The organism is Pseudomonas ficuserectae, from assembly GCF_024584585.1.
GTDB classification, from domain to species: Bacteria; Pseudomonadota; Gammaproteobacteria; order Pseudomonadales; family Pseudomonadaceae; genus Aquipseudomonas; species Aquipseudomonas amygdali.
The window spans coordinates 1,015,604-1,029,543 of sequence record NZ_CP085684.1; the positions used below are offsets into that span (position 1 = coordinate 1,015,604).

General features: G+C 54.0%; 11 protein-coding genes. 9 read left to right on the forward strand and 2 right to left on the reverse strand.

The window, feature by feature from the left end:
• Positions 1-66: 66 nt before the first annotated feature.
• Both LJU29_RS04580 and LJU29_RS04585 read left to right on the forward strand, forming a co-directional pair.
• Positions 67-993 carry a Gfo/Idh/MocA family protein gene (locus LJU29_RS04580; protein ID WP_257111715.1) on the forward strand — a complete coding sequence of 309 codons (927 nt, stop codon included), beginning with the start codon at positions 67-69 and terminating at the stop codon, positions 991-993.
• 74 nt (positions 994-1,067) lie between these two features.
• A complete protein-coding gene (locus LJU29_RS04585; protein ID WP_257111716.1) occupies positions 1,068-2,039 on the forward strand; it encodes an alpha/beta hydrolase in 972 nt (323 codons plus the stop codon).
• 9 nt (positions 2,040-2,048) lie between these two features.
• Here the strand turns inward: LJU29_RS04585 and LJU29_RS04590 are convergent, their stop codons facing one another.
• Both LJU29_RS04590 and LJU29_RS04595 read right to left on the reverse strand, forming a co-directional pair.
• On the reverse strand, positions 2,049-2,588 hold the full coding sequence (locus tag LJU29_RS04590) for a DsbA family protein (protein WP_044320102.1): 540 nt from the start codon (positions 2,586-2,588) through the stop codon (positions 2,049-2,051).
• A 340-nt stretch (positions 2,589-2,928) separates the two neighbouring features.
• The gene (locus tag LJU29_RS04595) at positions 2,929-3,624 is read right to left on the reverse strand and encodes a tRNA (adenine(22)-N(1))-methyltransferase (RefSeq protein WP_005745412.1); all 696 of its coding nucleotides are present in this window, start codon (positions 3,622-3,624) and stop codon (positions 2,929-2,931) included.
• Between the two features lie 167 nt (positions 3,625-3,791).
• On the opposite strand from LJU29_RS04595, the gene LJU29_RS04600 reads away from it, so the two are divergent.
• The 7 genes from LJU29_RS04600 (at position 3,792) to LJU29_RS04630 (ending at position 13,895) form a co-directional block, all read left to right on the forward strand.
• Positions 3,792-4,175, forward strand: coding sequence for a RidA family protein (locus LJU29_RS04600; RefSeq protein WP_005753070.1), 384 nt, complete (start codon positions 3,792-3,794; stop codon positions 4,173-4,175).
• A 123-nt stretch (positions 4,176-4,298) separates the two neighbouring features.
• Positions 4,299-5,303 carry a J domain-containing protein gene (locus tag LJU29_RS04605; protein ID WP_257111717.1) on the forward strand — a complete coding sequence of 335 codons (1,005 nt, stop codon included), beginning with the start codon at positions 4,299-4,301 and terminating at the stop codon, positions 5,301-5,303.
• 126 nt (positions 5,304-5,429) lie between these two features.
• Entirely contained in the window at positions 5,430-7,958 is a 2,529-nt protein-coding gene (gene hrpB / locus LJU29_RS04610; protein ID WP_257111718.1) for an ATP-dependent helicase HrpB, read from the forward strand.
• A gap of 55 nt (positions 7,959-8,013) precedes the next feature.
• Positions 8,014-9,489: a site-specific integrase gene (locus LJU29_RS04615; RefSeq protein WP_257111664.1), complete on the forward strand. Its 1,476-nt coding sequence runs from the start codon at positions 8,014-8,016 to the stop codon at positions 9,487-9,489.
• On the forward strand, positions 9,482-11,416 hold the full coding sequence (locus tag LJU29_RS04620) for a hypothetical protein (RefSeq protein WP_257111665.1): 1,935 nt from the start codon (positions 9,482-9,484) through the stop codon (positions 11,414-11,416). The genes LJU29_RS04615 and LJU29_RS04620 overlap by 8 nt, the downstream gene beginning before the upstream one ends.
• On the forward strand, positions 11,413-13,461 hold the full coding sequence (locus tag LJU29_RS04625; protein WP_257111666.1) for an integrase: 2,049 nt from the start codon (positions 11,413-11,415) through the stop codon (positions 13,459-13,461). Before LJU29_RS04620 ends, LJU29_RS04625 begins: the two co-directional genes overlap by 4 nt.
• Complete coding sequence (locus LJU29_RS04630) at positions 13,461-13,895, forward strand: hypothetical protein (protein WP_257111667.1); 435 nt, start codon at positions 13,461-13,463, stop codon at positions 13,893-13,895. The genes LJU29_RS04625 and LJU29_RS04630 overlap by 1 nt, the downstream gene beginning before the upstream one ends.
• The last annotated feature ends 45 nt before the right edge of the window (positions 13,896-13,940 follow it).

Here is a 13,940-nt window from a genome sequence, read left to right on the forward strand (position 1 = left end):
TTACCGCCCACTATTAACATCTGGTTTACTGTGCCCACGATAATTACAAAAACTCAGGAGTCATGTATGCAACCGATTTGTCTCGGTCTGGTGGGCTACGGCAAGATTGCGCAGGATCAACACGTCCCGGCGATCCACGCCAACCCCGCATTTAAGCTGGTGGCCGTGGCCACGCAAGGCCAGCCGTGCGCCGGGGTAGAGAATTTCAAATCCCTGGGCGAACTGCTTGCGAGCGCGCTGCAGGTTGACGCGATCGCGTTCTGTACGCCCCCGCAAGGTCGCTTTGCCCTGGTGCAAGAGGCATTGGCGGCAGGCAAACACGTGCTGGTCGAGAAACCGCCGTGTGCGACGCTGGGTGAGGCGATGGCGTTGGTGGCCCAAGTGCAAGAGCAGGGCGTCAGTGGTCTGTTCGCCTGGCATTCGCGTTACGCGCAGGGTATCGAAGCGGCGCGTGAGTGGTTGTCCACCCGCACCCTGCACAGCGTGCAGATCGACTGGAAAGAAGACGTGCGCAAATGGCACCCCGGTCAGGCGTGGATCTGGCAGCCCGGTGGCCTTGGCGTGTTCGATCCGGGCATCAACGCCCTGTCGATAGTGACTCACCTGCTGCCACTTCCATTGTTCGTCAAATCTGCCGAACTGCGCGTGCCGAGCAACTGCCAGTCACCAATTGCCGCTTCTATCAAGATGTCCGACACGCGCCACCTCGATATTCGTGCCGAGTTCGACTTCGATCACGGTCATGACGAACTCTGGAGCATCGAGATTCGTTGCGCCGAAGGCACCTTGCGCCTGGATAACGGCGGCGCACTGTTGAGTATCGATGGCGTGCGCCAGACGGTTTCGGAGGAAGGCGAGTACGCGGCGGTGTATCGACACTTCCAACAGTTGATCGGCAACAAGGCCAGTGATCTGGACCTGCAACCGTTGCGGCTGGTCGCGGACAGTTTTTTCGTGGGCAGTCGGGCATCCGTTGAACCGTTCTACGACTAAGAGCCTCTCAGGTACAGGTGGGGGCAAGCGCATTGTCGGCCCCCGCACACGTCAGCCTGACAAGAGAGCAGAAATTGGACAAAAAACAGCCTTGGCCTTGCAGTGAGCAGGAGTTGTCAGAAGTGCGACGGTTTAATAAAACCCTCGCGCGAATGCCGCGTTTCCAGATTCGCAATCGTGTTACACCCCGGTTGATTCAGGCGTTATTGCGTGCGGCTCAGATTGGCAGCGCTTTCAAACCGGGAGGGCATGGACTGCAGATTGAAAAAAGAACGGTCAGCACGGATAACGTACCGGTCCCCGTGCGTATGATCAGGCCCAAAGGCAAACCCAGTGGCGTGGTGTTCGATATTCACGGTGGCGGATGGGTGATTGGCAACGCCCAGATGAACGATGAGCTCAACGTCGGCATGGTCAACGCCTGCAATGTGGCAGTGGTTTCGGTCGATTACCGGCTGGCGGTGACAACCCCCATTGAAGGCCTGATGGAAGATTGCTTTTCTGCCGCCTGCTGGCTGTTGGGAAACGAGTGCGACGAGTTCGCCGGTCTGCCAGTTATTGTCGTCGGCGAATCAGCTGGCGGTCATCTTGCTGCGGCCACGCTTCTGAAATTGAAAAGCCGACCTGATCTGCTCGAGCGGATAGTGGGTACGGTCCTGTACTACGGCGTCTACGACCTGACGGGCACCAAGAGCGTGCGTACCGCAGGGCCGGAGACGCTGGTGCTGGACGGGCCGGGCATGGTCGGTGCAATGCGTTTGCTTACCCCCGACCGAAGCGACGATAAACGCCGCGAGCCGCCACTATCGCCTTTGTATGGCGACTTGACTGACTTGCCGCCTGCACTGATGTTCGTCGGGGAGATTGATCCGCTTCTGGACGACACACTGCAAATGGCCGAGCACTGGGCCGACTCGGCAGAGGTCGAAATGCACCTGATGCCCGAGTCGCCGCATGGCTTCATCCACTTCCCGACTACCTTGGCGCGCAAGGCTCTGGTGCGCAGCCGTGAATGGATCAATGAGCGGATCGACGCGCTGGGTTGAGCTCGCCTCTCAGCCTATCTCCGTGACCCACTTCGATACTGGGTCGCCACTGCTCAAGCCCGGCTGCACAAGACCGTCGATCATGAAGGTCGGCGAGACGTGTATGCCGTTCTGGCGGGCGTATTTAGCGTGCCATTTCACGGCGTGCTCAAGCTCCGGATTGGCGAATGCGTCAGCCAGCGCAAGGCCGCTGTAACGCTCGATACGCGCGATGATGTCATTAGGCGTCGCGTCCATGTTCGGGCCGCTTGCGTGATGTTCAAACTCGAACTCTTCACGGTGCGAGGCAACCGCTGTCATGACGGCCTTGGCGCTTTCCTTTCCGCCTTCCAGCGTTGCAGCCGCGAGTATGCAGCGCACGATAACGCCCGAAAACATGTGCCAGGGCTGGGATTGCAGGCGGATTTTGACAGTGATTTTGTCTTCTCCGGCCTGAGCCAGCAGCTCATCGAGCTTGAAGAACGCCTTCACTGAAAAAGGGCAGGTTGGCTCAAGGAAGACTTCGAACAGACGAGGCCCGTGGCCCCAGGAAAGTACGTCTGAATACATGGTCGTGTTGCTCCCGTCGATGGTTGTGTAGAAGACGCGCCGGGCTGATTGCATTGCGACGAGCATGGTGGCCAGAAGCGTTCTCCCGAACACCTCTCGTTCCTCACGCAGAGCATTGGCGCGAGATAAACAAGGCGCGCCCGGCTGATTTGCCTTGCGCCGGGCATGGTCACGAGAAGTAATGTCCCGGAGACCTCTCGTTCCTCACGCTCCGCGTGGGAATGCAGTTCGTGACGCTCCGCGTCACATTGCAACTTTGACGCCACCAGATGAAGGCGCCATAAAGCCTGAACTGTGGATCATGCGGATTTGAGAGCAAGTTCGTGCACGAGTTCGATTTTCAGGCCAGCAATGCGCTAATCCAGCGAATCTGCTGCGCAACCTCTTGCCATTTTTCTTCGCTCACGCCTTTCTGTGCCCTTTCGAAGTTGTTCAGCGTTTTCTGTTTTTTGCCCAATAAACGCTGCCACTTGAGCAGAAATGCCGGGCTGCGCGCCTGCATCTGCAGCGGGCCGAAATACAGCTCCTCGGCGTTGTATTTAACGGGCCCGGTGCGCTCGGCGACGATGATTTCGTAGTCGAAACGGTTTTCCCGCAGCACCTCTTCGCTGACGATGCGGTAGTCATGCTCCATCAGCCAAAGCCGCAACGGCTGCTCGCCGCCATTGGGTTGCAGGATCAAGCGTTCCTGACCGCTCAGGCGCGCCTTGCCACGTTCAAGGATGTCGCGGATCGTCTCGCCACCCATGCCGCACATGCTGACCGCCGTTATCCCGTCTTCCGCCTCAATCGCCGCCAGACCATCGGCCAGACGCACGCTAACCTGTTGCTCCAGTTCATTCTCGCGCACCGTACGTTCGGCTGCGTGGAACGGCGTCAACGCCACCTCGCCAGCCACCGCCGCCGAGATGGCACCACGGTTCAGCAGCGCCACCGGCAGATAACCGTGATCCGAGCCGATATCAGCCAGCCGCGCACCGGTGGGTACGTGCGTCGCCACACGCTCAAGGCGCATGGACAATCTCTGTTCGTTCAACGGCAACCCCTTTCACCCCAAACGTCCGACAGCATGGCCGGGTCCGGGCGCGATTCTGTAGAGCAACGCGGCGCATTTCAACTTTCCGCGACAAAGCCCACGGCTCGACCCCCACCTGTCGCTCGCGTAGGCTTGGCGTTTTCCATCCTTTGCAAAGCAGAGATCCCATGGCAAACGCAGACATCACCTTCACCCCCGATCCAGATCCGGAGTCCATCTCGTCGGACGTCGCCGACTTCAACGGCGTGCTGGTCAGCACCCAGATCCCCACTCATCCCGACGGTAGCCTGGAACTGGGCGGCATCACCGAGCAGAGCGAATGCACCCTGCGTGCCCTGAAAGACGCCCTCGAACGCGCCGGCAGCTCGATGGACCGGGTCATGCACCTGACCATCTACCTGACCGACATGGCCGATCGCGCCGCCTTCAACGAAGTGTACAAACGCTTCTTCAAAAAACCGTGGCCAGTGCGCGCAGCAGTGGGCGTGGCATCGCTGGCGGTTGAGGGTATGCGCGTGGAAGTAACGGCGATGGCGGCCAAGGCGGGCTGACCGTAATGCACACACCTGACTGATGCTCGCGTCAGTGTTCTGCGCCTGTGCAGAGTTGGACATCCCGTGGAACCAGATCCCGTTGCTTGCCACCAAGACGACAATGAGTTTCCGGGAAAGCATATGATCAACCTCACCAGCATTGCATCCTCCTTGGCGCGTGTGGCGCTCAGCGATTCGACAAGGCCAACGATAGATCGCGCGATGAACGTCGTTAGCCATATCGCTGGCAAAGTGGCGTTGCAGGTCAACAGCTCATTGCTGGAGCAGAAAGGCCGGCTCAACGAGCGTCAGCAGAAAGGCCTCGCGGTAATCCTGGACGCGTTGCGCGGCAAGGAACCGGTGACCCATGTCGAGACCCATGAAGGCGGAGGCCGATTCAACCTGGCACGAGCTGCCTTCGACGTAGCCAGCGTTGTCTGGGAGCGCGACAAGTCGATGCATAACGTGATGAGCTTTTTGGGCGTCAGCGACAGCCAGGGCAAGATGTTGTTCTCTCTGGGCAAGAAGCTGGCCGACGCGATGGCCAAGCCTGAACCCGCGCAGGGCAAGGACAACTGTGAGGCGCACCATGCGTTCTTTTCCAGCAACCTGAAGCTGAACAAGCTGATGAACGACATCGCTGACCAGTTGATCAACGAGATTCGTCAGTCGAACACCGATCGCGTACGACGACCCACACCGGGCCCATCCTGGAGACCTGAAAGCGCCCAACAGCAAGCACGTCCGCAAACGCCTCCACGCACTCGCCCGCAGGCCAACAGCACCCCGCCGCCACCGAAAGCAAAGCCCAATGCAGGCGCTGAGCGGCCGTCAACACAACGGCCCCACAACACACCAGCCGCTGACGCTTCCGCGAAGGTGAGCGATTCCGCCCCCGCCAAGTCACCCGTCAAGCCGTTGTACGAGCACCTGGGACTCTCGGACATGACGGCAGACCTCTCCGCAGTCAAAATGGCCTACAAGAAAGCCTCGCTGAAGAATCATCCTGATAAGAACGTCGGTAACGAGGCTGAGGCGACTGAACGTTTCAAAGTGATTTCAAATGCGTTCAAGATTTTGTCCGACCCAGAATTGCGCAAGAAATACGACAATGGCCTTATTAATGAGAAGGGCGACGAGGTCTAGGTCTGATTTTTCGGCGTGAGGCATGCTTGCGGCAGTCTTTCTGGCGACTGCCATCCAGCTAAAACACGCCGCCTGATTCCCCAACCCCACCCCGGTATACTCCCCCGCATCTCTCCGGGAGCCCCCATGATCTCGTTACCCATCGATGCCGTCCTGCCAGCTCTGCGCCAGGCCCTGACCACGCGCCATGAAGCTGTACTCGAAGCCCCTCCCGGCGCGGGCAAGACCACGCGTGTGCCGCTCGCGCTGCTTGAGGAAACCTGGCTGGCCGGGCAGACCATTCTGATGCTGGAGCCTCGTCGTTTGGCCGCAAGAGCGGCCGCCGAGCGATTGGCCAGTGAGCTGGGCGAGAAGGTCGGTGAGACGGTGGGTTATCGAATCCGTCTGGAAAGTCGGGTCGGCCCGAAGACGCGTATTGAAGTGGTGACTGAGGGGATTCTCACGCGTCGTTTGCAGGACGACCCTGCGCTGGAAGGCGTCGGGCTGCTGATTTTCGATGAGTTTCACGAGCGCAGTCTGGATGCTGATCTGGCATTGGCCCTGAGCCTCAATGGTCGTGAGCTCTTTCGTGACGATCAGCCGCTGAAGATTCTGCTGATGTCGGCCACGCTGGAAGGCGAGCGACTGGCGGTGTTGCTGGACGACGCGCCGGTAGTGCGCAGCGACGGGCGGATGTTTCCGGTGACCACGCAGTGGGGGCGTCCTTTTCAGCCGGGTGAATTCATCGAGCCGCGTGTCGTGCAGACGGTGCTGGATGCGCTGGGCAGCGAGCCCGGCAGTCTGCTGGTATTTCTGCCGGGGCAGGCCGAGATTCGTCGGGTCAACCAGCAACTGGCAGAAGCGCTGGGCGAACGCGCCGACATCCTGCTTTGCCCTTTGCATGGCGAGCTTGATCTGAATGCGCAACGCGCTGCTATCGAACCGGCGCCCAAGGGCACGCGCAAAGTGGTGCTGGCGACCAATATCGCAGAGACCAGCCTGACCATCGACGGCGTGCGTGTGGTGATCGATGCCGGGTTGGCGCGGGTGCCGCGTTTCGATCCGGGCAGCGGCATGACGCGCCTGGAAACACAGCGCATCTCTCGTGCCAGCGCCACCCAGCGTGCCGGGCGGGCAGGGCGGCTGGAGCCGGGTGTGTGTTACCGGCTGTGGTCAGAAGCGCAACACGATCAACTGGCCGCCTACGGCGCGGCAGAAATTCTTCAGGCGGACCTTGCCGGGCTTGCGCTGCAACTGGCGCGCTGGGGCGTCACGCCTGCGCAACTGGTCTGGCTTGATGTCCCGCCGGCGGCGGCTTATTCACAGGCGCAAGACTTGCTGGTGCGGCTTGAGGCGCTGAGCAATCAGCCGGGCCAACCGCCAGCGCTGACGCCCCACGGTCAGGCGATGGCCGAGCTGCCGGCCCATCCGCGCATCGCGCACCTGCTGCTACGCGGTCATGCATTGGGCTTGGGCGAACTGGCGTGTGACGTGGCCGCACTGTTGGGCGAGCGCGATATTCTGCACGGCGGTGGGGCCGATCTGCACAGCCGCCTGACCTTGCTGGCGGGCACCGAGCGTGCTGCGCGTGGCGCACAGGGCGGCGTGCAGCGATCTAAACAGCTAGCACGGCAATATCGCGGATACCTGCGCGGCACCGCGAAAAGCCCGGTCAGCGATCCCGATCACTCTCGCTGGTTGGGCGCTCTACTGGCGCTGGCCTACCCGGATCGCGTGGCACAACAACGTCGCCCCGGCGGTGCTGAATATCGTTTGGCCAACGGTCGTGCGGCACTTTTCGCCGAGGCCGACGCACTGATGAAGCAGCCTTGGCTGGTCATCGCAGATTTAGGCAGCCGTCAGGGTCAGCGCGAGGAACGCATCTACCTCGCTGCCGAATTCGATCCAGCGCTGTTCGACTCTGTGCTGGCCGAGCAGGTCATCACCGTGGACCAGATAGACTGGGATGAGCGCGAAGGCGTGTTCCGCGCAGAACGGCAGCGCAAGGCGGGCGAGCTTATTATCAACCGTGAACCGCTGATCGGCCTCGATGACGCAGCTCGCAGCCAGGCATTGCTGGCGCTGGTGCGTCGCAAAGGCCTGGAACTGCTGCCGTGGACACCCGAACTGCGCCAGTGGCAGGCGCGTGTCGCGCTGCTACGCAACCTGGACATCGACAAAAGTGCAGCAAGCGAATGGCCCGACCTGAGTGACGCGCAACTGCTGGCGACACTCGAAAACTGGCTGATGCCCTACCTGGGCAAAGTCACCCGGCTCAGCCATTTCAGCCAGCTCGACCTGTCCTCCATCCTGCGCAACCTCCTGCCGTGGCCAATGCCGCAACAACTGGAAGCGCAGGCCCCGCAGACCATCCAGGTGCCGTCTGGCTCGAATGTCCGTATCGACTACAGCGAACATCCGCCGATTCTGTCGGTGCGGCTACAAGAGTTGTTTGGGTTATCTGATACCCCGCGCATTGCCAATGGGCGGCAGGTTTTGAAACTGCATTTGCTGTCTCCAGCACGCCGTCCGGTGCAGGTGACGCAGGACCTGGCCAACTTTTGGCGGTCTACCTATATTGAGGTGAAGAAGGACCTGAAGGGACGGTATCCGAAGCTATTCCATAAGTTGGACCCTTGGGTTGAATCGCTTAACAAGAAAAATATTGACAAGTAGGGATTACATTCAACACATAACCTATAAGATTGACTCATTCCTCTGAGGTTGAGTCATGTCCTACTCCAATCCGCGTCACGAAGGTCGCCTGGTGCTGATCCCCCATGTGCGGGATGCCTTCGCCAGTTTGCATGTCACTGAAAAGCCTCGCGGATCCATTGAGTCGACGCTTGAAGGCGCTACTTCCAAGGTGCTTCATCAGGTCAATGAATTTGGCGCATTAAGCGGTTCAGGTGATATCTACAATTGTCCTTTCCTATTTCACAATACCGGCAAGCCGTGGTTTGAAGCTAATTCTTACCTTCGGTACTTGGTTGAAGACAAAACATTAACTAATAGGCCTACCGACGAAATTCGTCGTCGGGCCAGCAAGCTACTAGACTATCTGATCTTCTGTGAGGAAGAAGGGCTTGATTGGCTAGACTTTTCAGGCCGTCGTCCAGCGCTGAGGCCCACATATAAATATTTTGCCAGTTTAATTAATGGCGGGAAACGTAGTGCGGCTGTAATAAATCAATATACAGGCGTTGTGTTTAATTTTTACAGGTTCGTAAGTTGTAATTGGCACGATATTGATATGCAGCGAGTCGATACGGTCAAGGAAATTAAGTTTCTTGTAAAAAATTCCTACGGAGCGGCCAAAATGCTTTCGGCTGAGAAACGCAGCCAGACCAAGTCGAAGGCGCCCGCCAGTTTTGTATCAATAGGCTATGTGCGAGAGGACGGTGAAGACCTCCGGCCGCTCTCGAATACCGAACTGGCGGAGTTTATGGGGATTTTGAAAGGTAAAGAATGGTCGGCCTTGGAGCGCGTTATCCTACTTACTGCGTTAATCACGGGGGCGCGCAAGCAGACTGTTTTGACCATGCGTATTAAGCATTTGAAGAATTTTACGCCGGATAAATTACAAGGCGATGGCACTTATCTTTTGCATGCGGGCCCTGGTACGGGAATTGATACTAAGAAGGATCGCAGTCAGCGGTTGCATGTGCCAAAGCAGCTTGCAGAGGAATTGCTGGTGCTCGCAAACAGCTCTATGATGAAGGAGCGGCGAGCCAAGTTGCGCGTGCATCTGGCAACACAATACCCCGGCTTTTTCATGAGTGATGATGATATGTATATCTTCCTCTCCGACCAAGGCGGATGCTATTACATGGCGAAAGACGATCCGCGTTACCCGGTTGTAAAATCCCGTCCTACAGGCCAAGTGACGGACACTATCAAGCGCAAGCTGCTACAGAAAGTATCTCATATATTTCCAAAAGATTTTACGTATCACTGGTTGCGTGCAACTTTCGCGTTCCAGCTATATCAGCGCCTGCAAGAGTTCATTGAAGCCGGCATTATGCAGCCGGGGAACGACATTGATTTTATTAGGGAACGTATGCACCACGTTTCGAGAGAAATGACGGAGCACTATCTTCAGCTATTCAAGATGCTGCCTAAGAAACTAGTTGCTCAAGAGTTTTATGAGGCAAAGCTTTTTTTTAATAGTTATGCTGATCTGGGGCTGGATCCACAAGATGGATAAAGAAGTAGAAATGGTGCAGCGGGACACGGATATCATCACGCTAGAACAGATTGGCACGGAGTTTTTGCGCCCAGAGCGCCTGCGCTTGCAACTCGCTGAAGCGGGAGGGCGTAAATCTCCATTAGATATTGGAAGTTTTGCCTATTGCAATCGCGGGAAGATCGCTGGATTCGGACTTGACTCAGATAAAGGTATTCCGGTAATGGAATCATCATTGGTCAAAAGCCGCCGCAAGCTGATTATAAATCTGCTAGATTATTTTTTGGGTTTTCGAGGTACAACAGTTTTACTTCGCTTTAGGTTGTTTGAGGGTGTTGTTAATTGGTTGAATGAAAATGGATATATGGAAGTATTCAGCGATGCTGACCAAGCGTCTAGTGCATATGTGGGATATACTGACTATCTGAATGAATTGCTTCTAAAGGAGAGGTTTTCTTCTAGGCATGCGAATGCCCTTCAAAAGGCGTTCCAGAAACTTATAGAGTTACAACTGCCAGAAGATTATAAATACGTCATACGTTGTGCGGTATTGATTTCTCCCGAAAGGAGTTCTACTAGACCGCCGAGGGTGTCGGATGTACAAATGTTTAAGGATGCTTGCTTGGCCATTGGCCGTCGCTATAGCGAGTTCCTCCTTAAAAATGAGCATTATCCGTGCGTGGTGAAAATAAGAGATTATGAGGTAGTGCGATTTCCTTCGAAGTCGGGTACGTCCGGCCCATTCACTCAATGCGCCGCTTGTTATAATGCTGACGCCCGGCGTATTTCTACTATCGATGAGTATTTTTCGCGTCTTGTGGAAAAAAGGCGGGATGTTAACCTGGGCAACATCAAGTTTGACCTTAAAAAAGTGCAAGTTAATTTTGATGCTGCTAATACGAATCGACGTTGTTATGATCGGATTCTAATGGCTGTTCTGGCAGCGAAAGCCTATGCAGCCCTGATGTTGCTTATAACCGGTGCCTCCCCCACAGAACTAGAGCAATTTAAATATGAGGATGCTCTGGAGTTAGCAAGTTCTTCGCTAAAAAAAGAACTGGTAGCAATTAAATTTCGCGCGGGGGGAAAGAAAGCAGGCTATGTCATTGGCCGCAAAGAAGGGCTACATATTCTCAAGGAGTATCTGAAGCTTCGCGAATGGGTTCTTGATGGCCAGTACGTTGATAGTTTGTTTTTTACTGTTAGTAGTAAAGGTGGTGAATTTGGTCGAGTATTTTCCAGATTTTATGCGGCTACCGCAATGCAAACATTTTACAGTTCTATCTCGGGAGTTTTTTTGGATCCGACGTTTCCCAACATAACGTCACGGAAAGTTCGCAAACATAAAAGTAATACCGAGCACTCGGCACGCTTCGATCCAGAGGTTGTAGCTCAGTCACTAAACCATACCAAAGCGGTTAATTTGGCGGTGTACTCTGAAGCGACTATCGAGCAGCAGGAAACGGAATTTGGCACATATTGGGAGTCTGTGCGCCACGCCGCGCAGATGGTGCGTGAACGAAGTGAAGCTGCGCTAAAAGCAGGGACTTCCACGGCATCCGGCCATTGCGAGGTCTTCAATTTGCCGAGGGCAGTATGCGATGCTGGAACGGTGGTGATTGAACCGAATTGTCGAACTCAATATGGCTGCTTGTATTGCGCACACTATATTTGTCACTCTGATCAGGAAGATATTCATAAAGTCCTTAGTCTACATTATGTGATTAACGTTGTGCGTGATACGGCGGGTGATAGCAGTCATGCAGAGTCTTTATATAAAGATTTATGTATCAGGATCGAATTTGTTTTGGATGCAATCGCGGCTCGCTCTGAAGTTACAGCTAAAATGGTTGCAGAGACGAGAGAAAAAGTTTTCGAACTTGGTGTACTAACACCATTTTGGGAAAGGCGTTTGCAGCGTTTTGAGAAAATGGGGGTTGTATTTTGAGTTTGGCAGCCGTAAGTAGTCTTTTTGTTGGTGCTGAACGATTGGGTAGTTTTGCTCCGGATAAAGCCCTGATTACTAGTGCCTTTGTACCGAACCCAGATTTTGTCTTGTGCCGCGACAATAGCGGCGCTCCAACAGCTGTTTATAAAGAACAGGTTTGGGATTTTAATCCTTATAGGCTCAGTTCGAAAAAGGTCAATAAGTTTTATTTTGAAACGGTTTTTGAGTTTAATGGCTCTGAACAGTATTCGCTAATTGATGAGGCGAAGTATGTGATTTACTGCCTGATCTATTTTGTGGGTGGTGGGCGAGCCGGCAAGCTCAGCGTTGGAACAGTAGTAAACTATTGGTTTGTAATTCGTGCAGCTATTAAATTCTGTGATCGACAAAAGGAAAAACCAGCCGTTGGCTCGCTTACTTTGCGGCAGTTACTAACTACCCCCATTTATTTAGCTGCATTCCTTGAGGATAATAAAGATAGTTGCTTGATCGCTAGGTTGGTTTCCAGCATCCTTAGGGGGTTGATTCTCGTTGGTGAGGACCGCCTAGGTTATCGAGTAGTTAATAGCGGTGATCTTAAATTTGATAGGGGTAGCTACCATCAACACCCGGTAATTCCTACTCGGATTTATTTGGGGATGATAAATGGCTTGGCCGATCTATTAGATCAGATGCACGTTGGTATAGGTCGTTTCGAATCATTCATAGCTAAGTTTGATGATAAATATTACGGGCTTAATTTCTCAACTCAGAGTGCGGCAGGGTTTGGCGGTAAAACCTACTTTAGGCCAGCTATGATTGATGCGCTTGAGCATCATGGATTGGCTGATGTTTTTTCTGGTGAATTTTTGTGTGAGCATAAAAGATATTTTAGTTCGTCACTGCTAAAAATGCAGTATGCGTTAAAGCAGGTTATTCACCTATATACTGGAATGCGCGATCAGGAAGTGCTGCGTATGCCGTATAATTGTCTTGCAGAGCAGATATATATAAAGGAAACCGTTGACGATATCGGCGTGGTGCGTGATCGGACGAGAGCAGTAAGCATACTTTCTACTACGACCAAATTTACCGGTTACAGAAAAGCAGAGTCGTGGTTTGCGCCAAGTGATGTCGTCAAGGCAGTGAAGATCGCACAGGCCATCTGTCGCGGTCTTGCAAAATTGTACAAGATCGCAACGGGCCCGAACTGTCCCTTATTTCTCAATCCGTCTATCCTAAAGCATAAGGGAGCCGAGGTTGGAGTTGGTAGCTTAACTGCTTCAAATGTGAGGCTTGCAGCTTTCAAATCTTTTGTAATTGAATCGTCTGACTTGCAGGAGTTGTCTCAAACCGACACTAAGCGCGACTTTTATCACGAGTCTAAATTTGGAGTTGGACAATCCTGGCCTTTGACCAGTCATCAATTTCGCCGTTCATTGGCATTTTATGCAAGCAATAGCGGGTTTGTCTCATTGCCCAGTCTGAAGTCACAGTACAAACATATGACCATTGAAATGTCTCGGTATTACAGCAATGGTTTCGAAAACCTCAGGACAATTTTTGGTTACTACGATCCTGGAAGGAAAGAGTTTGTATTGCCTCCTTCTCACGTTGCTTTGGAATTTCAAATGGGAATTCCCATGGCTGTTGCGAATCAACTTCTATCTGATGTGCTATTTAGAGATGACCCCTTATTTGGCGGTACTGGATCCTATATGGAGAAACAAAAGACTCGCGTAGAAAAAGGCGAGGTATGTGTAGAGGATGTGCGGGCTGAAACTGTTGTTCAGGTAAAGAGTGGGAGTATTAGCTATCGAGACACACTCTTAGGCGGGTGTACAAAAGTCGGACGATGCGACTCCTTTATGCTAGGTGATTTTACTGAGTGTCTCTCTTGTGAGGGCGCGATAATTAAGCCTGAACTGGTCGATGATGCTATTCAAGTTACAACTGCCGAGCTGGCTGGGTATGCAGATAATACTGGCGAGTATCAAATCACAAAGGGCGATCTTGAGCGGTTGTCTTACTTTAAGGCGCGTCAGATCAACAGAGTGGAGCGTTAATGGAACCTACGAGCAGCGGTCTGATAGCGTGCGAGGACGCTTTGCAGCGTCTTTTGGATGGCAAACCTGTAGTGGCGGTGCATGTGGGATTGGATTTCTCGAAGCTCACGGCCAGCATTGTTAGTTTGGAAGCCGGCTTCGACCGAGGCTACTTGAAAAAGTCGAGAAGAGCCCACTTACCAATATTGGCAAAAATTGAGGCATGTCGTGCGAAAGCTAATAACGGCGGAGGATCCTCAAGCGGGAAAAAAATTCAGCGCCTTGAAGATAAGTTAATGCTATTGGGGCGCGAGCTTTCAATCGCCCAAACGCAACGCGATCGGGTGCTTGCGCAGAATATTCAATTGTGGGAGCGTGTTAGGGAGTTGGAACTGTCAGAGCGCCAAAGAAACTCTCTAAAACAAGTAGGTCGAAGCAACCGAAGTATGGGGTAGTAATTTATTGATATGGATTACCCGTTGAGCGCAGTCTGCCGTTTG

Coding starts and splice junctions, on each gene's coding strand:
- LJU29_RS04600 (WP_005753070.1), top strand. CDS start 3,792: ATGGCAAACGCAGACATCACCTTCACCCCCGATCCAGATCCGGAGTCC.
- hrpB (WP_257111718.1), top strand. CDS start 5,430: ATGATCTCGTTACCCATCGATGCCGTCCTGCCAGCTCTGCGCCAGGCC.
- LJU29_RS04620 (WP_257111665.1), top strand. CDS start 9,482: ATGGATAAAGAAGTAGAAATGGTGCAGCGGGACACGGATATCATCACG.
- LJU29_RS04630 (WP_257111667.1), top strand. CDS start 13,461: ATGGAACCTACGAGCAGCGGTCTGATAGCGTGCGAGGACGCTTTGCAG.
- LJU29_RS04590 (WP_044320102.1), bottom strand. CDS start 2,588: ATGTATTCAGACGTACTTTCCTGGGGCCACGGGCCTCGTCTGTTCGAA.
- LJU29_RS04615 (WP_257111664.1), top strand. CDS start 8,014: ATGTCCTACTCCAATCCGCGTCACGAAGGTCGCCTGGTGCTGATCCCC.
- LJU29_RS04580 (WP_257111715.1), top strand. CDS start 67: ATGCAACCGATTTGTCTCGGTCTGGTGGGCTACGGCAAGATTGCGCAG.
- LJU29_RS04605 (WP_257111717.1), top strand. CDS start 4,299: ATGATCAACCTCACCAGCATTGCATCCTCCTTGGCGCGTGTGGCGCTC.